The following is a 20,300-nucleotide window of genomic DNA, read 5'->3' as shown; positions in this document are numbered from 1 at the left end:
CCTCCGCCGTCGCCGCCGCGGCCGCCGCCGCGCCGGACCGACCCGCGGCCGGTGCCGACATCGCCTCGCCCGCGCCCGGGCGTGTCGCGGGCCGACCCGGTGCGCTGGGCCCGCCGGATCGCCTCGAGCAGGTCCGGGTTCAGCGGCGGGTCCGCGCGCACGTCGGTGGGGTCGACGTGCGCGGAGTACAGGTCCAGCAGGTGCTTCTCGACCATCATGTGCTGCCACAGCGGCACGGGCCGCCGCTCGGTGACCACGACCTCGGTGTTGCCGCGCACCATCGTGAGCCACTCGCCGAACTCCTCGGCGTTGGAGACCGTCGCCGAGAGGGAGACCACCTGGACGTCACTGTCGAGGTGGATGATGACCTCCTCCCAGACCGGCCCGCGGAACCGGTCGGCGAGGTAGTGCACCTCGTCCATGACGACGAACCCGAGCCCGTCGAGGGTGTCGGAGCCCGCGTAGAGCATGTTCCGCAGAACCTCGGTGGTCATCACCACCACCGGGGCGGAGCCGTTGATCGAGGTGTCCCCGGTGAGCAGGCCGACGTTCTCCTTGCCGTGCACGGCGGCGAGGTCGAGGTACTTCTGGTTGCTCAGCGCCTTGATGGGCGTGGTGTAGAACGCCTTGCGCCCGGTGGCCAGGCCGAGATGGACGGCGAACTCGCCCACGACGGTCTTCCCGGCGCCCGTCGGGGCGGCGACGAGCACCCCGTGCCCGGACTCGAGCGCCTCGCACGCCCGCACCTGGAAGTCGTCGAGCTCGAAGCCGAGCCTCCGCCGGAACGCACCCAGCCGGCTGCGTTCTGCCTGCTGGCGACGTCGGGACGCGGCATAGCGTTCAGCCGGGGAGCTCATGCCCCGAGAGTACGTGCCAGCACCCCCACCGCACGCGGATGCAGGTCGCACTGGAGCGGCAGGGCGTCCAGGCGCTCGCCGTCGCCGAACGCGACGGGCGGGGCCGCCCCCCGGGCGAGGAGCGGCTCGATGAGCACCGAGCGGGCCCGGTGCACGTGCACGGCCGGGTCGGTGACGTGGGTGCCCCGGTACAGCCGGGGGAAGAGCCGCAGCAGGCGCGAGCGGCTCAGCCCGTCGGCGATGACGACGTCGAGGAGGCCGTCGTCGGGCTCCGCGCTCGGGGCGATGAGCAGGCCCCCGCCGAAGCTGCGCGTGTTGGCGACGGCGACGAGCGTGCCGTTCCCCTCCCAGACCCGCCCGTCCATGGTGACGCGGTACCCGTACGGGACGTAGCCGCCCAGCTCGGCGAGCAGGGCGCGCACGTAGCGTCCGCCGTCGGCGGGCCAGGTCATGCGGTTGGCGCGGTCGTTGACCGCGGCGTCGAGCCCGCAGGAGAGGACGGCCATGAACCAGTGCTCGGTGAGGCCGCCGGGCCGGGAGACGGCGACGGCGTCGACCATCCGCACGCCCGCGCCGTCGCCCGCACCCCCCGCGCCGTCCGCAATGAGGGCGTCGCGCAGGAGGGCGAGCGAGGCGTCGACGTCGTGCACCGGCAGGCCGAGGTCCCGGGCGACGTCGTTGCCGGTGCCCACCGCGACGATGCCCAGCGGCACCCCGGTGCCCGCCACGACGTTGGCGCCCAGGTGGACCATGCCGTCGCCGCCGACGACGACGAGGGCGTCGAGGCCCTGCGCGAGCCCGGCCCGGGCGCGGGCGGTGGCGGCGTCGAGGTCCGGCCCGGAGAGGTCGACGGGGTCCAGCCCGGCCGCCCTGAGACCGGCGAGCACCCGCTCACGCACCTTCGCGCCGCGCCCCTTGCCCGAGGTGGGGTTGAGCACCAGCCCCACGCGCCCGGTGGGTCCGCGCGCCGCCGCCTCCGCCACGCTCAGATCCCGAGCTCGGCGTCGTGGGCCGCCCGCCGCTTGTCGGCCCGGCGGTCGTGGAGGAAGCAGACGCCGACGGCGAGGAAGAACAGCAGGCTGATCGCGCCGCCCATGATGATCATCGACCACGCGTCCGGGAGCGGGTTGGCCACCGCGGTGAACGCGAAGGCAGCCAGGACGGCCCAGCGCCAGCCCTGCAGGTAGGTCCTGGCCCGCACGACGCCGAGGAAGTTCAGGCCGACCATGGCCAGCGGCAGCAGGAACGCCACGCCGAAGACGAGGATCACGCGCATGAAGAAGGCGAAGTAGGTGCGCGCGTCGAGCAGGTTGAGGGCCTGGGTGGGCGTGAAGGAGGTGAGGATCTGGACGGCGTGGGGCAGGATCCACCACGCGAGCGCCCCTCCCCCGACGAACAGCAGAGCGCCGGCGCCGATGAAGGACAGCGAGTACACCCGCTCCTTCTTGGTCAGGCCCGGTGTGACGAACATCCACAGCTGCCCGATCCACCACGGGCTCGTGAGGAACAGGCCGAGGAAGAGCGCCACCTGGATGCGCAGGTCGAACGCCTGGCCCACGGTGGTGAAGTTGAGGTTACCGATCGCCTCGAGGGGGGCGACCATCGAGGAGAACAGCGGCGGGTAGAGGAACCAGCCGCCGACCGCCCCCACGAGAATGCCCGCCGCGGCGAGCATCAGCCGCTTGCGCAGCTCGCGGAGGTGGTCGCCGAGGGGCATGCGCCCCTCGGGATTCTTCTGTCGCGAGCGCGCGCTGACCGCGCTCACCCGTCAGGGCTGGTGCGGCGGCTGCCCGGTGGGCTGACCGCCCGCGGGTGGCTGCTCGGGGGGCGTGGGCGTCCCGGTGGCGCCCGGGTACGGCGTCGTGGTGGTCTGCGGCGGCTGCCCGCCGGTCGCGGTGTAGGAGGAGGTGTCCGCCTTGTCGTCGTCGTCGTCCCGCAGCTCCTTGACCTCCTTCTTGAACACCTTCAGCGACTTGCCGATGTTCGAGGCGATGTCGGGGAGCTTGGAGGCCCCGAAGATCAGGATGATCACCAGCAGCAGGATGATGATGTGCGAGGGCTGCAAGCCGTTGCGGAACATCGGAGGCACCTTCGTTCGTGGGAGGTCTTGCCCCCGAGAATAGCGCCCGGGCACGGTGCCTCGACCGTTCGTCCCGGTGTCGCCGCGAAGGCACCGGATGTTCACCGGGGGCGCCGGGGGTGTTCATCCCGAGGGGGCACAGTTGGACCTTTCCACCAGCCGGCGGAACGAGGAGGGACCGAGATGGACGCACCGCACGCGACGGCGCACGCCGGGACGGCGGCCGCCCCGCGAGCCACGCACGCCGCCGGGCCCGCCCGGGGGCCCTGGCGACCGGGCTTCTTCGACCTCGAGGGCCACCGGGGCGCGCGCGGCCTCGTGGTGGAGAACACCGCGCCCAGCTTCCTGCGCGCCGTCGCCCTGGGCGCGAGCACGCTCGAGCTGGACGTCCAGCTCACCGCCGACGGTGCGCTCGTCGTCTGGCACGATCCCGTGGTCGGCGCGGACAAGGCCGTCGACACCGGCCCCGCGGTCCCCTCGGACACCGCGTTCCCGTACGTCGGCACCCCGGTGGTGGACCTGACGCTGGGCCAGCTCTCCTGCCTCGACGTCGGCCGGCGGACGCTCCCGGCGTTCCCGGAGCAGCAGGCCCGCCCCGGCACCCGCATCCCGCTCCTGGCGGACGTGCTGCACGCGGTGCAGGAGGTGGACCCCGAGGTCTGGTTCCTCGTCGAGGTCAAGTGCGACCCCACCCGCCCGGAGCTCAGCAGCACGCCGGAGGACCTCGTCGCCGCCGTCGTCGACGTGGTGGACGCGGCAGGGGTCGGTGGGCGCGTGGTGCTGGAGTCGTTCGACTGGCGCGTCCTCGAGCACGCCCGGCGCGCCGCGCCCTGGCTGCCGCTGGCCGCTCTCGCGGACCGGCGCACCTTCGCGCCCGGCAGTGCGTGGACGGGGTCGCTGCGCTACGAGGACCACGACGGCGACCTGATCTCGGCCGCCGTCGCGCTCGGGGCGGTCGCCGTCGCCCCGGCGTACGCCGAGCCCTACGGGGCGACGGCGGCGGATCCCGGGTTCCGCCTCGTGACCGACCGGGAGTTCGTCGACAGGGCCCACGCCGCTGGACTCGCCGTCGTGCCGTGGACGGTCAACGCCGAGCGGGATCTCGCCCTGGTCATCGAGGCCGGGGTGGACGGGCTGATCACGGACTACCCGGACCGCGCGGCCCGGCTGCTGCGCTAGTCGGCGGGCCGCTGCGGTAGCGGCTGGACAGCAGCGGGACCGGACGGGACATCAGTCGGCGGGCCGACGCACCACGGAGGGTGCCGGGGTGCCGTCGAGCAGCCCGTGCCGGCGCCAGCGGGCCGCGGATCGCTCGAGCCTGCCCTGCCGCTGGTGGGACCGCGCGACCTTGACCCGCTCGCGGGTGGCGCGGGCACGGTCGAGGGTGGACTCCTCGCCCACCACGCCCGGGACGTGCCGCGGCCGGGCGGGGACGTCGTCGTCGCCGGCGCGCTCGAGCCGCTCGGCGGCGTCGGAGAGGCCGCGGGCCTCGCGCCCGAGCGCCTTGACCTGGCGCCAGAGGCGCAGGGCGAGCAGGACGCCGACGCCGAGCGCCGCGAGGACGAGGACCACCCAGATCAGCCACCACACGCGCCCCAGGATAGGGGGCGCAGGTCAGGACAGGTGACCGTACTCCTCCAGGGCGCGGCGGGCGCGGGCGGCGACCTCCTGGGCCAGGGCCGGCGGGGAGACCGCAAGCACGGCGTCGCCGAGGGAGAGCAGGAGGTTGCTCACCCACGCCGGGTCGCCGGCGCGGAGGGTGACCCTGAGGTTGCCGTCGGGCAGGTCGGTGACGTCCTCGACCGGCGTGTGCTCGGCGACCCAACGGGCGGCGGAGGCCAGGTCAAGGGTGACGAGGCGGCCCTCGCCCTCCCAGGGCCGGTCGTCCCCCGCGACGAGGTCCGGGTGCGGCGCGGCCGGGACGTCGAGCTCCTCCACGGCCAGGATCCGGTCGAGGCGGAAGGTGCGCGCCCCCTGCGCGCGGTGGCACCAGGCGCGCAGGGACCACGTCACGCCGTCGGAGCGGACCTCGACCGGGTCCACGTCGCGCTCGGTGACGACGTCGGCCGCCGAGACGTAGCGCAGGTGCAGGCGCCGGTGGCGGGCGACGGCGCCCTGGACGGCCTCGAGGACGGCGGCCGGCGCGTCGGTCCGGACCTCGACCTGCACGGAGGCGGCCTGCTCCGCCGCCCGCCCCGTGGCGGCGGAGAGCTTCTCGATCGCGGACTCCAGGGCTCCCGGGTCGCGCCCGAGGCCCGGGTGGGTCTCGACCACCTCGCGCAGCGACCGCAGCGCGAGCAGGAGCGCGATCGCCTCGGAGCTGGCCAGGCGCAGCGGGCGGTCCATGCCGCGCGCCTCGGTCAGCGTGAGCTCGCCGTGGTCGAGCGCGTCGGCGGAGAAGTCGATGAGGTCGTCCGGGAAGTAGCCGGGTGTGCCCGTCACCCACAGGAGGTTCACGTCCGCGAGCACCTGAGCCTCGGTGGTCCCGAAGTGCGCGGCGACCTCTGCGACCGGCGCGCCGCGGTGCTCGCCGAGGTAGGTCACCAGGGCGAGCAGGCGGGTGACGCGCTCGGCGGTCGTCTCAGCCACGGGTGCCCTCCGCCGAGTCCAGGGCGGCGACGGCCCGCAGGCGGCGCAGGACGGCCTCGCGCAGGTCGTCCGGCTCGAGCACGAGCGCGGCCTCCGCGTAGGCGGCGAGCTCCTCGGCGAGCAGCTCGGCGTCGGTGTAGGGCAGCTCGACGACGTCACGGTCGGCGAGCGGGCCCGTGCTCGTGGCCGGGTCGGGGCCGGGGACCTCGCGGCCCCGGGCCCGCAGGGCGGCGGCCCGGCCCGGCAGCAGCGCCAGCCGCGCGGTGCCGGCCCGGGGGCGCGCCCGCTCGACCAGGGCGCCGACGTCGTCGCCCGCCGGCGCGTCGAACGCCCCCGGGGCGCCCGTGGCACGGACGCGGCCCTGGATCCGCGAGAGCCGGAACGCGCGGGGCGCGTCACGGTCGACGTCGTGGCCGACCAGGTACCAGCCGCGGTCCCGGCTGAGCAGACGCCACGGCTGCACCGTGCGGCGCGCCACCTGGCCGGTGCTTGCCGCCCGGTAGGTGAACGTGACGACGCGGCGGGTGTCGATCGCCTCGAGCAGCGGCGCGAAGGCGGCCTCCGGGCCGCGCACCCGCAGCGCCAGGCCGGCGTGCACGTCCGGCTCCGGCGCGGGGCCGACCGCGCGCAGCTTCGTGACGCCGCGCCGCGCGGAGGAGCGCAGCGCGGCGTCCTGCCACAGCTCGGCGGCGAGCGAGAGCACGCCGACCTCGGCCGGGGTGAAGGAGACCTCGGGGAGCGTGTAGCCCGCGGCGTCGACCCGGTAGCCGACGTCGTCCTCGTGCACGGGGTCGTGCTCGACCACGAGCGGGACGCCCATCTCCCGCAGCAGGTCCTTGTCGCGCTCGAACATCCGCTCGAAGGCGGCGTCGCTGGCGGCGTCGGCGTAGCCGTTGACCCGGGTGCGGATCTCCTGCTTGGTCATCCACCGGCGGGTGTGCGTCAGCGCGATCACCAGGTCGAGCAGCCGTTCCGCCGCCTCCACACGCTGAGCCACTCCCCCACGCTACCGGGCCGGGTACGCGGTTCCCGCCGCCACGCGGGGCACGCGGTCCGTATCCTCCCCCGACGCCGCGCCGCGCAGGCGCCGCAGGGTCAGGGCCGTCGCGACCGCCGCCTCCGCGGCCTCGGCGCCCTTGTCCTCCCGGGAGCCGGGCAGCCCGGCCCGGTCGAGCGCCTGCGCCTCGTCGTCGGTGGTGAGCAGGCCGAAGCCCACCGGGACCCCCGTGCGCACTGCGACCTCGCTCAGGCCGGCCGTGGCCGCCTGGCAGACGTACTCGAAGTGCGGCGTCCCGCCCCGGATGACGACGCCGAGGGCCACGACCGCGTCCGCGCCGCCCCGCGCCGCCTCCGCCGCCACGACCGGCAGCTCGAACGACCCCGGGACGCGGACGACCTCGTGCTCGGCGTGCGCCGCCTGCAGCGTGCTGACGGCCCCCGCGAGCAGTCCGTCCATGACCTCGGTGTGCCACTGCGCCGCGACGACGACGACGCGCAGCCCCGTCCCGTCGATCGCCAGCTTCGGTGCTCCTGCGCCGCTCATCGCGTCGCCTCCTCGTGCTCGGGCCGGACCGGGGCGCCCACGGCGTCCAGGCCCGGCAGGTGGTGGCCCATGGCGGACCGCTTGGTGCTCAGGTACCGGTGGTTGTGCGGCGTCACGGCGGTCTCGAGGCCGACGATCTCCTCGACGTCGATCCCGCCGTCGCGCAGGCCGGCGGCCTTGTCGGGGTTGTTGGTCAGCAGCCGCACGCTGCGCAGACCGAGGTCGGCGAGGATCGCCGCGCCGGCGGCGTACTCCCGGGCGTCGGCGGGAAGCCCGAGGTCCAGGTTCGCCTCGAGCGTGTCGCGGCCGGAGTCCTGCAGGGAGTAGGCCCGGATCTTCTGCAGCAGCCCGATGCCGCGGCCCTCGTGCCCGCGCAGGTAGACCACGGCGCCGCCCTCCCGGGCCGTGGCCTCCAGGGCTGCCCGCAGCTGAGGCCCGCAGTCGCAGCGCAGGGAGCCCAGGGCGTCGCCGGTGAGGCACTCGGAGTGGAGGCGCACGAGCGGCGCACCTCCGGCGGCCGGCGCCCGGTCGGCCACGAGCGCCGTGTGCTCGGCCCCGGTGGCCAGGTCCTGGTACCCGTGCACCGTGAAGGTGCCGTGCTCGGTCGGCAGCGACGCGCTGCCGGTCCGGCGCACGCGCGCGGGCGCGGGCGCGGGCGGCTCGGACGGGTCGTGGGCGCGACGCCAGGCGGCCAGCTCGGCGATCGTCACCAGCACCAGGCCCTCGCGCGAGGCGAGCTCGGTGGCCGCGGGCAGCCGCAGCATGGTGCCGTCGTCGTGGACCAGCTCGGCGATCGCCGCGACCTCCCCGGCACCGGCGAGGCGGCACAGGTCCACCGCGGCCTCGGTGTGCCCGCCCCGCTCGAGGACCCCGCCGGGAACGGCGCGCAGCGGGACAACGTGGCCGGGGCGGACCAGGTCGGCAGGGGTGGTCGCGGGGTCGGCGAGGGTGCGCAGGGTCAGCGCCCGGTCGGCGGCCGAGATGCCGGTCGTCACGCCGTGGGCGGCGTCGACGGTCACGGTGTAGGCCGTGCGCCGGGGGTCCTGGGAGGCCGCCACCATGAGCGGCAGGTCCAGGGCGTCCGCCCGGGCGGCGGGCATGGGCGCGCAGACGTACCCTGAGGAGTGCCGGATCGTCCAGGCGAGCCACCGCGGCGAGGCGGTCGCGGCGGCGAGGACGACGTCCACCTCGTCCTCACGGTCCCGGTCGTCGGCCACGAGCACGGGCTGCCCGTCGCGCAGTGCGGCGAGGGCGTCCTCGACGGTGTGCCGGGCGGTGGTCGCCGCGGTCACCGGCCCGCTCCCGTGAGCCGCTCGACGTACTTGGCGACGACGTCGACCTCGAGGTTGACCGCCGCGCCGACGGCCAGGGTGCCCAGGGTGGTCGCGGCGAGCGTGGTGGGGATCAGGGCGATCCCGAAGCTCGCGTCGCTCACGTGGGTCACGGTCAGGGAGACCCCCTCGACGGCGACGGACCCCTTCTCGGCCACGTACCGGGCGAGGTGGGCCGGCAGCGCGATCTCCACCTCGTCCCAGCGCGGGCCGGGCGTGCGGCTGACCACGGTGCCCACCCCGTCCACGTGGCCCTGCACGATGTGCCCGCCGAGCCGGGCGTCGGCGCGGACCGCGCGCTCGAGGTTGACCGGGGCGCCGGCGGCGAGCGTGCCGAGCGTGGTGCGGGCCAGCGACTCGGGCATCACGTCGGCGGTGAAGCCGCCGGCGTCGTGGTCCGTGACGGTGAGGCACACGCCGGCGACGGCGACCGAGTCGCCGACGGCGAGGTCCTCCGTGACCGTGGTGGCGGCCAGGTGGAGGCGGGCGGCGCCGTCGACGTCCTCGCGGCCGCGCACGGTGCCCACCTCCTCGACGAGTCCGGTGAACATCAGCTCTCTCCTTCGTTCTGCGGGTGGGCTTGTCGGGCGGCGAGGAACAGGTCGTCCCCCAGCCGTTCGGTCATGACGGTCCGCCACCGCTGGGCGTCGGCGATGGTGCGTACTCCCAGGTCGCCGACGGCGCCGGTCCCGGTGCCCAGCAGCACGGGGGCGACGTAGGCGTGGAGCTCGTCGACGAGCCCGGCACGCAGGGCGGCGGTGAGCAGGGTGGGGCCGCCCTCGAGCAGGGCGTGGCGCACGCCGCGGCGGTGAAGCTCCTCAAGCGCCGTGGCGAGGTCGCGGGTGGGCAGGTGGAGCCACTCCCCCGGGCCGCGGCGCACCTTGGCGCCGGCGGGGACGGGACGCTCGCCGACGACGACGCGCAGCGGCTGCCGCAGCGGTTCCGCCGAGACCGCGGCCGCGCGCGCGACCGGACGCGGCTGCTCGCCCGCACGCCCGACCGGCTGCTCGCTCGCGCGTGCCGGCGGACGGGCGGTGAGGGCCGGGTCGTCCGCGAGGACGGTCCCGGTGCCGACGAGGATGGCGTCGACGTCGGCGCGCACCGTGTGCGCGTGCTCGCGGGCCGCGCCGGAGGTGATCCAGCGGCTGGTGCCGTCGTCGGCGGCGACCCGCCCGTCCAGGGTGGTGGCGGTCTTGGCGACCAGCCAGGGCCGGCCACGGCGCACGGCAGTGCTCCAGCTGCGCGTGAGCTCCTCGGCGCGGGCGGCCGCCGCGGGGTCGGCGCCCGCCGCACGGGCGGTGAGCACCTCGACGCCCTGCGTGCGCAGCCACGCCGCTCCCCCGGCGGCGCGGGGGTCCGGGTCTGCCGTCGCGTGGACCACCCGGGCGATCCCGGCGGCGTGCAGGGCACGCGAGCACGGGGGCGTGCGGCCGGTGTGGTGGCACGGCTCGAGGGTGACGACGGCGGTCCCCCCGACGAGCTCCGGGCGCCGGGCGGGGTCCACCCGGGCCAGGGCGTCGGCCTCGGCGTGCGCCGTGCCGGCGCCGCGGTGGTACCCCTCGGCGAGCACGTCGCCGTGGGCGCCGAGCAGCACGCACCCCACCCGGGGGTTGCCCCCCGCCAGGGGTCCGCGGGCGGCCAGCTCGATCGCGCGGTCCAGCGCGGCGCTCTCGGTCACCGCGCGGGTCGTCGTGGTCGTCGCCACTGCTCCTCCTGCCTCTCGGCACGGGCGGCCGGGCAGGGAGGTGCGACGACGAGTGGCGCCGGACGGACGGATCCGTCACGGCGCCACGTGCTGCCTCCCATCCGGACTTTCACCGTCGGTCCTGGAGTTCCACCAGGTCAACCGGTACCGATGCTGCTGGTACCGGGTCGCGGACTGTCACCGCCGGCTCGGAATTTCACCGACCCCGGAGCACGTGCTTGCTCTGCCGGAGATGGTGCCACACGATCCGTGGCACCCGAGAACGGTGTCCGGACCGTGGGCCACGGGGCCGACGCCGGTACCGTGGCGGCCGTGATGATCTGGCGCGACGGAGTGGTGCGGGGCGTGCGCGCCTCCTGGGACGGGGCGGTCGAGCTCGACGTCGAGATCGTGGGCGACGGCGCGGAGCCGCCCCTGGCGGGGGGTACGCGGGTCCGCGCGCTGGCCTACGTCGACCTCGTCGGGGAGCCGGTGGCCGGCGACCGCGTCACGCTCTCCGCCGCGGCGCTCGCCCGCGGCCTCGGCACCGGCGGCTACGCGATGGTCGTCGCCCTGCCCGACCGCCTGCCCGCCGACCCGCCCGCCGGGCCTGGCCACCTCGTGAAGGCCCGCTACACGCCCCTGCAGACCATGGTGCTCGGCGTCGACGAGCAGGAGTCCGAGCACCACGAGACCCTCCGCGAGGCCGACGACCTCGGCGGCATGCCCGTCGTCGTCGCGGACCTGCACTCCGCGGTGCCTGCGGTGCTCGCCGGGCTGCGGACGGTCGATCCCAGCCTGCGCGTGGCCTACGTGATGACCGACGGCGGTGCCCTGCCGGCGTGGTTCTCGCGCACCGTCGCCGGGCTGCGGGCCGAGGGCTGGCTGGCCGGGTCGGTGACTGTCGGGCAGGCCTTCGGGGGCGACCTGGAGGCGGTCACCCTCCACACCGGGCTGCTGGCGGCACGGCTGGTCCTCGGGGCCGACGTCGCCGTCGTCGCCCAGGGGCCGGGCAACCTCGGCACGGGCACCCGGTGGGGGTTCTCCGGCACCGCCTGCGGCGAGGCGATCAACGCGGCCGCCACGCTGGGCGGGGCGCCGGTGGCGTCGCTGCGCGTCTCCGGTGCCGACCCGCGCGAGCGGCACCTCGGTGTCTCGCACCACTCGCTGACCGCCTACGGGCGGGTGGCGCTGACCCCCGCGGACGTCGTCGTGCCGCGCTTCGACGCCGGCTCGGACCTCGAGCGGGCGGTCCCGGCGGGGCTCGCCGAGCGGGTGCGGGAGCAGGCCGCGGGTCTCACGGCCCCTGCCGGCATCCACCGGCTGGTGGAGATCTCCACCGACGGGCTCGCCGAGGCGCTCGCGGCCTCGCCGGTGCGGCTGTCGACGATGGGGCGCGGGCTGGAGCAGGACCCGGCCGCGTTCCTCGCGGCCGCCGTCGCCGGCGTGCACGCGGGCCGGCTGGCGACGGCCTAGCCGGAGCCCACGGCGGGGTGTCGCAGTCCGGCCAGAGGTGCAGCCACCCTGCCGAGCCCGCTGCGGAGCGGGAGTCAGCGCTTCTCGTGGAGGGCGACGAGGGTCGCGAGGCGGCGGGCCTCCGCCCGGCCGTGCTCGCCGTCGGCGCGCTGGATGGCCATGACGGCGAGGGTGCCGCCGTCGGAGAGGTCGAGCTGGACCCAGGGCGCGCCGTCGCCGAAGTTCACGGCGAGGATCTCGGCCCACTCGACCTCGCGGGTGTGGATGATGTTGCGCACCACCATGCCGCGCTCGCCCGGTCGCGCGGCGACCGCCCCCTGGCGGTAGAGGAACCAGCAGATGCCCAGCGCCAGCACCGCGGTGCCCGCCTGGTCGGCCGGCCCGAACACGACGCCCTCCATGCGCGGCAGCGTCACGATGATGGCGGCCGCGCCGGCGACCGTGAGCACGCCCAGGAACACCGTCATCAGACGCGCCGCCCGCGGCCTGAACGGCGCGTGAAGCTCCTGGTACTGGTCCACGGCTCCGTCAGATCCGGCAGGCGTGGATCGACGTCACCAGGATCGCCCGGGCGCCCACGTCGTAGAGCTCGTCCATGACCCGGTTCGTGGCCTCCTTGCGCACCATGGAGCGCACCGCCACCCACTCGCCGTTGTGCAGCGGGGAGACGGTCGGCGACTCCAGGCCCGGGGTGATCGCCACGGCCTTCTCGACGTGCTCGACCGGGACGTCGTAGTCCATGAGCACGTACTGACGGGCCACGAGCACGCCCTGCAGGCGGCGGTCGAGCACGGTGAGCCCGTTGCTGACCTCGTGCCCGCGCGGGTGGATCAGCACGGCCTCGGACTTCAGGATCGGCTCGCCGAAGGTGGACAGGCCGGCGGCGCGCAGCGTGGTGCCGGTCTCGACGACGTCGGCGACCACGTCGGCGATCCCCAGCTGGACCGCGGACTCCACGGCCCCGTCGAGGTGGACGACGGTCGCGTCGACGCCGTGCTCGGCCAGGTAGTTGCCCACGAGGACGTCGTAGCTGGTGGCCACCCGCTTGCCGGCGACCTGCTCCAGGGACGTGATCTCCCCGGCCGGGGCGGCGAAACGGAACGTCGAGCGGGCGAAGCCGAGCGGCCGGTGCTCGACGGCGTCGACGCCGGAGTCCAGCAGCAGGTCGCGGCCGGTGATCCCGACGTCCACCGTGCCGGAGCCGACGTAGACCGCGATGTCGCGGGGGCGCAGGAAGAAGAACTCGACGTCGTTGTCCGGGTCGGGCAGGACGAGCTCACGCCGGTCACGGCGCTCGCGGTAGCCTGCCTCCACGAGCATCTCGCAGGCGGGGTCGGACAGCGAGCCCTTGTTGGGCACGGCGATACGCAGCACGGCTGGCTCCTGTGGTGCGGTCAGGGGCGGACGGGTGGGTGGAGCGGGCAGGACGGGTCAGAGATGACGGTAGACGTCCTCGAGCGTGAGCCCGCGCGCGATCATCATCACCTGGAGGTGGTAGAGCAGCTGCGAGATCTCCTCCGCCGCGGCGGCGTCGCTCTCGTGCTCGGCGGCCATCCAGACCTCGGCGGCCTCCTCGACGATCTTCTTGCCGATCGCATGGATCCCCGCGTCGAGCTCCGCGACGGTCCCCGACCCCTCAGGTCGGGCGGCGGCCTTGTGCTGCAGCTCCGCGAAGAGCTCCTCGAACGACTTCACGCCGACCACCCTAGTTGCTCGGCGCGGGCAGGAACTCGTCGGTCCAGGCCTCGGCCGGGTCGACGGGGGCGTCGAGCAGGCCGTTGTCCTGCATGAGCGTGACCATCGCCTCCCACGTTCCCGCGGACTGCGCACCGATCGCGTCACCCTCGCCGTAGAGCGGGATGGTCGCCTCGAGGGTGGCGAGCGCCTCCTGCTGGCGGTCCTGCCGACCGAGGTCCGGGACGTACTCGGCGGAGAGCTCGACGGCCTCCCGGGGGTCGGCGACGACGTCACGCACCCCGCGGAGGGTGGCCTCGACGACGGCGGAGACGTCCTCGGGACGTTCCTGCGCCGTCGCGTCGAGGACGCCCAGGCCGATGCCGACGAGCGGGACGTCACCCTCCGTCACCGGGATCGACCGGACCTCCTGGCCCGCCTGCGCGAACCGGACCGCGTCGTTGTTGACGAAGCCCATGACGGCGTCGACGTGGCCCGCCGTGAGCGCGGCCTGCTGCGTGAAGCCGATGTGCTCGACGGCGACGTCCTCCTCCGTCAGGCCCGCGCCGTGCAGCAGCGCCACCAGGCCGAAGTACGTCTCGCCGAACGGGCCGGGGATCCCGACCTTGTGGCCCTTCAGGTCCGCGGCCGTCTCGATCGGCGAGTCCGCCGGGACGATCAGGGCGACCGGGTACTCCTGGTACAGCGTCGCGACGTCCAGCAGCGGCACGTCCTGGGAGCGCGCCTGCAGCATCTCGTCCCCGCCCGCGACCACGACGTCCTCCTGGCCGCCCGCGACGGCCGTGAAGAGACCCTCGTTGGCGCCGTGGTGGCGCAGCGTGACGTCGAGCCCGGCGTCCTCGTAGTACCCCTTCTCGGCGGCGACGTAGAACGGCGCGAACTGGATGTCCGGCGTGTACGTCAGGCCGACGGTCAGCTCCGTGGCGGTGCCGGCGGCCGACGCCGACGGCTGGTCCTGCGCGGCGGGCGGCGTGGTGCAGGCCGCCAGCGCGAGGACGACGGGGGCGAGCGCGGCGGCGGCGAGACGGCGGGCTTGGCGGGACAACGGTTCTCCAGTGGTTCGTCGGTCGGTGGTCAGCGATCGGTACGGACGGTGCCGGTGCGGCGCGGCAGGTCAGGTCTCGAGGCGGCGCTCGAGGGCGCTCAGCAGGCCGTAGACCGACATCGCGAGCGCGCACAGGACGACGAGGGCGGCGAAGATCCCCACGGTGTCGGCGGAGTCGCCCCGCGCGGCCACGAGCATGCCGAGCCCCTGGCCGCCCATCACGAACTCCCCGACCACCGCGCCGGTGACGGAGAGGGTGAAGCCGTTGCGCAGTCCGGTGAGCAGCGCGGGCAGGGCGAGCGGCAGCTCGATGAACGAGAGCAGCTGCCAGCCGCCCGCCCCGTCGAGCCGGGCCGCGGCGACGACGTCGGGGTCCAGGGTGCGCAGCCCGAGCACCGTGGCGAGGAGGATCGGGAAGAACACCGTGAGCGCGCACAGCACGACGATGGGCACGAGGCCGTAGCCGAGCCAGAGCATCAGCAGCGGCGCGAGGGCCACCGCGGGGACCGCCTGGGAGGCGGCGATGTAGGGCTCCAGGGCCGCGGCGGCGCGGGCGCTGCGGAAGACGGCGTACCCGAGCGGGAGGGCGACGGCGGCGCCCGCGAGGCAGCCGAGGGCCGCCTCCAGCAGCGTGGGGCCGACGTAGCCGAGCAGGCCGCCGGTGGTCAGGTCCTCCACAAGACGGACCGCGATCGCCGTCGGCGCGGGGAGGAAGAACGACGGGACGACGCCCGACCGTGACACGGCCTCCCAGACGAGCAGCACGACGGCGCCGAGGAGCAGCGGGGCGACGACGCGTCGCCGGGTCGCTCGGTCACGGCGCGGCCGGCGGGGCGCCGCCGCGTCGGCCGCCTGCGCAGCGTGGTCGGCGTGTGCGGACGCCGAGTGCGCCAGAGTCGATGCCTCGGCGGCAGCGTGCGTGGAATCTGCCGGTCCGGAGACTGAGGGGGCGGCAGCCGAGGGCGCGGCAGCTGAGGGTGTGGAGACGGACGGCGCGGACCCGGGCGCTGCCGGGGCGACCGGCGCGACCTGGCGCGCGTCCGGGCGCTCGACCGCGGAGCGCTGGCTCTGCTGGATACTCACATCTCGTCCCTCCGGTCCGGGCACGTGGACCGGGGACGGCGGACGCGAAAGTACCCGCGCCCGCGTCGGCACGCACCCTGGGGGTGCGCGCCGCGTGCTTCCTCCCATCCGGACTTTAACCGTCGGTCCTGGAGTTCCACCAGGTCAACCGGCACCGAGGTGCCGGCTCGCGGACTGTCACCGCCGGTTCGGACTCTCACCGACCCCGGAGCACGTGCTTGCTACGTGGGTGATGATACCGCCAAGCGCCGGCGGCGCGCCGTATCTCTCGTCACGCGGCCGGCCAGCCCTCGCGGCACGGACGGCCGGGGGGCACAGCGGCCGCTGCGCTCGTCGGACGGCCCCCCACCCGGCGACGGCGCTACGGCCGTGCGTCCGCCACCACCCGCAGCGTCCGGTCGACGATTCCCGCGCACGCCGCGGTGGTGCTGCGCGGGTCGAGCGCCGTGCGGATCTCGGCCTCGGACAGACCGGTGCCCGAGCGCACGAGGTGGGCGACGACGTCGTCCTCCGCGCCGGCGACCAGCGCCGCGGCCACCAGACGCTGGGCCTCGCCCCGTCCGACGCGCGGCTTGAGCGCCGTGCTCAGCTGCTCGGCCATGACGGCCGGGCGTGCGCCGTCGAGCGTCGCCGCCATGCGGGCGGCGTCCACGCGCAGCCCGGAGAGGATCTCGGCGGTCCGGGCCGCCGCGCCGCCGGCCAGCGAGAGCAGCTCGAGGAGCGGCTGCCACTCGGCGTGCCACCCGCCCACGGCGCGCTGGTGCTCCTGCAGGCTGGCGGCGTAGAGGGTGCCGACGAGGCCGGGCGCCCGGAGCGCCGCGCCGCGCACGAGGACCGACGTGACGGGGTTGCGCTTGTGCGGCATGGCGGACGAGCCGCCGTGGCCCTCCCCGCCGCCCTCGGACACCTCGCCGACCTCCGTGGCCGAGAGGGCGACGACGTCGGTGGCGACCTTCCCGGCGGCGGCGACGACGGAGCCGAGGGCGGCGGCCAGGTCCCGCACGCGCGAGCGTTCGGTGTGCCACGGCGCGGCCGGGGCGGCGAGCCCCAGCTCCTCGGCGAGGCCGGCGACGACTGCGGGGCCCGCCGCCCCGTACACGCCCAGCGTGCCCGCCGCTCCCCCGAGCTGGACGGCGAGCCCGTCGTGGCGGACCCGGCGCAGCGCCAGCCGGGCCGCGTGCAGCCCCAGCGCCCACCCGGCGGCCGTGACCCCGAAGGTGGTGGGCACCGCCTGCTGCCCGAGGGTGCGCCCGACCTGCAGCGTGTCCCGGTGCCGGTCGGCCTGCGCGGAGGCCGCCGCGCAGGCGGCGTCGAGGTCCGCGAGCGTGGTGTCGCACGCGCGTGCCGCCAGCAGCATCAGCGCGGTGTCGAGGACGTCCTGGCTGGTGGCCCCGTGGTGGACCCACGGGCGGACCTGCTCCGGGACGACGGCGAGAAGGGCCTTGACGAGCGCCGGGACGGGGTTCCCGGCCGCCGTCGTCCCGTCCGCGAGCGTCGCCGGGTCGACCGGGTGCTCGCGGACGGCGCTCGCGAGGGCGTCGCCGCAGCCGGCGGGGACGAGCGCCGCCCGCTCCGCCGCGCGCAGGAGGGCCACCTCCGTGGCGACCATCGCCTCGAGCAGCGCGTCGTCGCCCAGGAAGGCGTCGACCGCCGTCGCCGTGCCGAGCAACGAGCCCACGCCCGCCCCCCTTCCGGCGCGCCAGCGCCGCTCTCGCTCGTACCGGTCGGAGGGACGCCTCCACCGTCGTCGTCGGTCAGACGGCGCCTCCACCGTCGTCGTCGGCCGGCGAAAGCTCCGGTCGTCCCGACTCACACCTCGAAGAAGACGGTCTCCCCCGGCCCCTGCACCCGGATGTCGAACGTGTAGCCGTTCTCGCCCGGGCGTGCGATCAGCGTCTCACGGCGCTCGGCGGGCACCTCGGACAGCACCGGGTCCGTCTCGTTCAGCGGCTCGTCCGGGAAGTAGATCCGTGTGACGACGCGGTCGAGCATGCCGCGGGCGAAGACGCTGACGTCGATGTGCGGCGCCTCGAGCGGGCCGTCGGGGTCGTCGACGTCACCCGCGGGCAGCGGTCCGGGCCGGACCGTGTACACCTGCCAGCGCAGGTCGTCCTTCCACGTGGCGCTGCGCGCGAACCCGGTGAAGCCCGGGATCCTGCTGGGGCCGGCGCCGCGCGGGTCGGCGGGGTGGTCGAAGCGGCCGTCCGGGTCCGCCTGCCAGATCTCGACCATCGCGTCGCGGATCGGCTCGCCGCGGCCGTCGAGGACGTGGCCGCGGATCCAGAACGCGCCGGGCGTCCCCTCGGGGACGGCGAGCTGCCCCGCGCCGCCCCAGTCGAGACCGATCGCCAGGTAGGGGCCCACCGTCTGGGAGGGGGTCAGTCCGAGTCGCTCACTCATCGTCGTCGTCCTCCTCGAAGACGCTCGCCTGGGGCCCGCGGAGCACGATGTCGAACTCGAAGGCCAGCGCCCAGTGGTCCTGGGTCTGCTCGTAGTCGAAGCGGGAGATCATCCGCCGGCGGGCGCTCTCGTCCCGCACCGAGTTGTAGATCGGGTCCTGGAAGAACAGCGGGTCGTCCGGGAAGTACATCTGGGTGACGAGCCGCTGCGTGAACGCGCGGCCGAAGAGGGAGAAGTGGATGTGCGCCGGGCGCCACGCGTTGGGGTGGTTCCGCCACGGGTACGCGCCGGGCTTGATCGAGGTGAAGCGGTAGCGCCCGTCCGCGTCGGTCATCATGCGGCCGACCCCGGTGAAGTTCGGGTCCAGCGGGGCCGGCCACTGGTCCCACTGGTGCGCGTAACGCCCGGCGGCGTTGGCCTGCCAGACCTCGACGAGCGTGTTCGGCACCGGGCGGCCGTCCTCCTCCAGCACCCGGCCGTGCACGATGATCCGCTGCCCGACCGGCTCGGCCTCGCCGCCGTGGTTCCGGGTCAGGTCGTTGTCGACCTCCCGGACCAGGTCCTCCCCCAGCGCCGGCCCGGTGAGCTCGTTCAGGCGCTGAGGCATCGCGCGCAGCGGCTCCCTGGGGTGGCGCAGCTCGGTCGAGAGGTACTCGGGGCTGTTCAGCGGCGGGTGCACCCCCTTGGGGACCGGAAAGGTCGGCATCACCACGCCCCCGCGGGTGATGGCACCCGGCAGGAACAGATCGTCCAGTCCGCTCATGGCTCCACTTCCGTCACGTCCTCGTGCACGCGGTCGCGCGGCGTCGTCGGTCCGCGCGTGGCGGGCGTTCGCAGCGCGTACACCCGTTCTCGTCCAGCCGAGGATGGCGTGCCGGGTCCGGGACGTCAACCACCTGTCCGTGTGGTGGCCCCCAACGTCGTCGGGTTTCAGGTCGGCACGTCGTCCGGTGCGCGGGCGACCACCACCCTCGGCACCCGGAGCGACGGCGCCGAGCAGCACCGCAGCTCGGGCGTGACCGGCGTCACGATTCATGCTTGACGGCCCAACAGCCCGGCACTAAGTTCTCGATGCGAACGACCGTTCATCGATTCCGTGCGTGACGACCCCACGGCAGTGCAGCCGTGGACCTCCGCCGTGAGACCCGCGGCCACCCCCAGCCCCCGACGACGCGAGCCGCTCCGCTCGGTCCCGCCCCCCGACGAAGGAACTGACGATGCGACGAATGACGACTGCCCTGGCCGCTGCAGGCTCCCTCGCGCTCCTGGCCGCCTGCTCCGGCGGCGGGGACACGGGCGGCGGCGGCGACGGCGGCGGCGACGGTGCGACCGCCGGTGGGACCGCGACCGGCGGGTCGGGCGAGCTCACCGCGGTGACCGTCGGCGTGCTGCCGATCGTCGACACCGCCGCCATCTGGCTCGGGGTCGACCAGGGGATCTTCGAGGACCATGGGCTCGACGTCGAGCTCGAGCTCGCCCAGGGCGGCGCCGCCGTCGTCCCCGCGGTCGTCAGCGGGGAGTACCAGTTCGGCTTCTCGAACGTCGTTTCTCTCCTCCTGGCCGGCTCCCAGGGCCTGCCCCTGAAGATGGTCGCGCCCGGCAACTTCTCCACCGGTGACCCCGAGTCCGACATCGGCGCCGTCCTGGCCATGCCGGACTCCGGCATCGAGAGCCCGGCCGACCTCGCCGGCAAGACCGTGGCCGTGAACACCCTCAACAACATCGGCGACGTCACGGTCCGCGAGGTGGTCGAGAAGGCCGGCGGCGACCCTGAGCAGGTCTCCTTCGTCGAGATGGGCTTCCCGGACATGCCTGCGGCCCTCGCCGGCGGGCAGGTCGACGCCGCGTGGATCCTCGAGCCCTTCCGCACCATCGCGATGGACCAGGGCGCCGAGGTCGTCACGCACAACTTCGCCGACGTCGACCCCGAGATGATGATCGCGTCCTACTTCACCACGTCCCAGCTCGCCGAGAGCGACCCCGAGACCGTCGAGGCGTTCACCGCCGCGATGGAGGAGTCGCTCACCTACGCCGAGGAGAACCCCGACGCCGCCCGCGAGATCCTCTCCACCTACACGGAGATCGACCCGGCGGTCCAGGAGAAGATGGTCATGCCGCGCTTCTCCCCCGACATCAACCGCGACTCCGTCCAGACGCTCGCCGACCTCGCGCTCAAGTACGGCCTTGTGAGCGAGGACGTCGACGTCGACGCTCTCCTCCCGTGACCGCCGCGACCACGACCCCGGCGCCGAGGTCGACGCGCGCCGTGGCGGCGCGCCGGTCCCGGCGCAGGTCGGGGTCCGGCGGGCGGAGCGCGCTGCTCGGGCTGGCGGGGGTCCTGTGCGTGCTGGTGCTGCTGGAGGCGCTTCCCCGGCTGGGGGTGGTGGACAGGCGGTTCATGCCGCCGTTCTCCGAGATGTTCGCCGCCCTCGTGGCGCGGCTCCAGACGCCGGAGTTCTGGACGGCGCTGGGTGACACGCTGACCACGTGGGCGATCGGGCTCGTGATCGCGATGGT

Annotated in this window: 22 protein-coding genes, 1 pseudogene and 2 riboswitches; of the genes and pseudogenes, 4 read left to right on the top strand and 19 right to left on the bottom strand. The window is 75.1% G+C overall.

All coding sequences use genetic code 11. The features are described from left to right. The 4 genes from ABD774_RS20260 to tatA form a co-directional block, all read right to left on the bottom strand. Positions 1-857 (bottom strand): DEAD/DEAH box helicase (locus ABD774_RS20260; RefSeq protein WP_345045258.1); only part of this gene is annotated, 857 nt, incomplete at its 3' end. Then, positions 854-1,840 (bottom strand): diacylglycerol/lipid kinase family protein, encoded by a 987-nt coding sequence (locus ABD774_RS20255; RefSeq protein ID WP_345045256.1) that lies wholly within the window; start codon positions 1,838-1,840, stop codon positions 854-856. The genes ABD774_RS20255 and ABD774_RS20260, both read right to left, overlap by 4 nt. Before the next feature lie 2 nt (positions 1,841-1,842). Further along, complete coding sequence (tatC, locus tag ABD774_RS20250; protein WP_345045253.1) at positions 1,843-2,622, bottom strand: twin-arginine translocase subunit TatC; 780 nt, start codon at positions 2,620-2,622, stop codon at positions 1,843-1,845. 3 nt (positions 2,623-2,625) lie between these two features. Next, positions 2,626-2,937, bottom strand: a complete 312-nt coding sequence (gene tatA / locus ABD774_RS20245; protein ID WP_345045251.1) for a Sec-independent protein translocase subunit TatA — start codon at positions 2,935-2,937, stop codon at positions 2,626-2,628. A 183-nt stretch (positions 2,938-3,120) separates the two neighbouring features. Between tatA and ABD774_RS20240 the strand changes: the two genes are divergently transcribed. Next, positions 3,121-4,116: a glycerophosphodiester phosphodiesterase family protein gene (locus ABD774_RS20240; RefSeq protein WP_345045249.1), complete on the top strand. Its 996-nt coding sequence runs from the start codon at positions 3,121-3,123 to the stop codon at positions 4,114-4,116. A 51-nt stretch (positions 4,117-4,167) separates the two neighbouring features. Here the strand turns inward: ABD774_RS20240 and ABD774_RS20235 are convergent, their stop codons facing one another. The 7 genes from ABD774_RS20235 to ribD are packed head-to-tail and all read right to left on the bottom strand — an operon-like array spanning position 4,168 to position 10,105. Then, a complete protein-coding gene (locus ABD774_RS20235; protein ID WP_345045246.1) occupies positions 4,168-4,527 on the bottom strand; it encodes a hypothetical protein in 360 nt (119 codons plus the stop codon). Positions 4,528-4,551: 24 nt separating this feature from the next. Then, entirely contained in the window at positions 4,552-5,526 is a 975-nt protein-coding gene (locus ABD774_RS20230; protein WP_345045245.1) for a helix-turn-helix transcriptional regulator, read from the bottom strand. Continuing rightward, entirely contained in the window at positions 5,519-6,523 is a 1,005-nt protein-coding gene (locus tag ABD774_RS20225) for a helix-turn-helix transcriptional regulator (protein ID WP_345045242.1), read from the bottom strand. Before ABD774_RS20225 ends, ABD774_RS20230 begins: the two co-directional genes overlap by 8 nt. A 9-nt stretch (positions 6,524-6,532) precedes the next feature. Continuing rightward, entirely contained in the window at positions 6,533-7,069 is a 537-nt protein-coding gene (gene ribH / locus ABD774_RS20220; protein ID WP_345045240.1) for a 6,7-dimethyl-8-ribityllumazine synthase, read from the bottom strand. Next, positions 7,066-8,361, bottom strand: coding sequence for a 3,4-dihydroxy-2-butanone-4-phosphate synthase (gene ribB / locus ABD774_RS20215; RefSeq protein ID WP_345045237.1), 1,296 nt, complete (start codon positions 8,359-8,361; stop codon positions 7,066-7,068). The genes ribH and ribB overlap by 4 nt, the downstream gene beginning before the upstream one ends. After that, positions 8,358-8,951, bottom strand: a complete 594-nt coding sequence (locus ABD774_RS20210; protein WP_345045236.1) for a riboflavin synthase — start codon at positions 8,949-8,951, stop codon at positions 8,358-8,360. The genes ribB and ABD774_RS20210 overlap by 4 nt, the downstream gene beginning before the upstream one ends. Beyond that, on the bottom strand, positions 8,951-10,105 hold the full coding sequence (gene ribD / locus ABD774_RS20205) for a bifunctional diaminohydroxyphosphoribosylaminopyrimidine deaminase/5-amino-6-(5-phosphoribosylamino)uracil reductase RibD (protein ID WP_345045235.1): 1,155 nt from the start codon (positions 10,103-10,105) through the stop codon (positions 8,951-8,953). Before ribD ends, ABD774_RS20210 begins: the two co-directional genes overlap by 1 nt. Before the next feature lie 83 nt (positions 10,106-10,188). Further along, positions 10,189-10,323, bottom strand: a riboswitch (FMN riboswitch). Positions 10,324-10,417: 94 nt separating this feature from the next. Here ribD and ABD774_RS20200 point away from each other — a divergent pair. Next, on the top strand, positions 10,418-11,560 hold the full coding sequence (locus ABD774_RS20200) for a DUF3866 family protein (protein ID WP_345045234.1): 1,143 nt from the start codon (positions 10,418-10,420) through the stop codon (positions 11,558-11,560). A gap of 74 nt (positions 11,561-11,634) precedes the next feature. Here ABD774_RS20200 and ABD774_RS20195 read toward each other — a convergent pair whose 3' ends face one another. The 8 genes from ABD774_RS20195 to pcaH all read right to left on the bottom strand — a co-directional run bounded on the left by ABD774_RS20195 (position 11,635) and on the right by pcaH (position 18,489). Next, complete coding sequence (locus tag ABD774_RS20195) at positions 11,635-12,081, bottom strand: PH domain-containing protein (protein WP_345045233.1); 447 nt, start codon at positions 12,079-12,081, stop codon at positions 11,635-11,637. A 7-nt stretch (positions 12,082-12,088) separates the two neighbouring features. Next, positions 12,089-12,934, bottom strand: a complete 846-nt coding sequence (hisG, locus tag ABD774_RS20190) for an ATP phosphoribosyltransferase (protein WP_345045232.1) — start codon at positions 12,932-12,934, stop codon at positions 12,089-12,091. Between the two features lie 57 nt (positions 12,935-12,991). Further along, positions 12,992-13,255, bottom strand: a complete 264-nt coding sequence (locus ABD774_RS20185; protein ID WP_345045230.1) for a phosphoribosyl-ATP diphosphatase — start codon at positions 13,253-13,255, stop codon at positions 12,992-12,994. Between the two features lie 10 nt (positions 13,256-13,265). Continuing rightward, positions 13,266-14,300, bottom strand: a complete 1,035-nt coding sequence (locus tag ABD774_RS20180) for an ABC transporter substrate-binding protein (RefSeq protein WP_345045228.1) — start codon at positions 14,298-14,300, stop codon at positions 13,266-13,268. A gap of 69 nt (positions 14,301-14,369) precedes the next feature. Further along, positions 14,370-15,383, bottom strand: a complete 1,014-nt coding sequence (locus ABD774_RS20175; RefSeq protein ID WP_345045227.1) for an ABC transporter permease — start codon at positions 15,381-15,383, stop codon at positions 14,370-14,372. Positions 15,384-15,474: 91 nt separating this feature from the next. Then, positions 15,475-15,600: riboswitch (FMN riboswitch) on the bottom strand. A 144-nt stretch (positions 15,601-15,744) separates the two neighbouring features. Next, positions 15,745-17,061, bottom strand: coding sequence for a lyase family protein (locus tag ABD774_RS20170; RefSeq protein ID WP_345045225.1), 1,317 nt, complete (start codon positions 17,059-17,061; stop codon positions 15,745-15,747). A gap of 131 nt (positions 17,062-17,192) precedes the next feature. Next, positions 17,193-17,783, bottom strand: a complete 591-nt coding sequence (pcaG, locus tag ABD774_RS20165) for a protocatechuate 3,4-dioxygenase subunit alpha (protein WP_345045224.1) — start codon at positions 17,781-17,783, stop codon at positions 17,193-17,195. After that, on the bottom strand, positions 17,776-18,489 hold the full coding sequence (gene pcaH, locus ABD774_RS20160) for a protocatechuate 3,4-dioxygenase subunit beta (RefSeq protein ID WP_486327352.1): 714 nt from the start codon (positions 18,487-18,489) through the stop codon (positions 17,776-17,778). Before pcaH ends, pcaG begins: the two co-directional genes overlap by 8 nt. Before the next feature lie 511 nt (positions 18,490-19,000). On the opposite strand from pcaH, the gene ABD774_RS20155 reads away from it, so the two are divergent. After that, positions 19,001-20,008: an ABC transporter substrate-binding protein gene (locus ABD774_RS20155; protein WP_486327351.1), complete on the top strand. Its 1,008-nt coding sequence runs from the start codon at positions 19,001-19,003 to the stop codon at positions 20,006-20,008. After that, positions 20,005-20,300: pseudogene (locus ABD774_RS20150) on the top strand (ABC transporter permease); the annotation flags it as partial. The gene ABD774_RS20155 and the pseudogene ABD774_RS20150, both read left to right, overlap by 4 nt.

Origin of the sequence: Georgenia daeguensis (genome assembly GCF_039537705.1) — a bacterium.
GTDB classification, from domain to species: Bacteria; Actinomycetota; Actinomycetes; order Actinomycetales; family Actinomycetaceae; genus Georgenia; species Georgenia daeguensis.
Note: the sequence above shows the minus strand (reverse complement) of the source record. Positions and strands in the feature narration are given on the sequence as shown.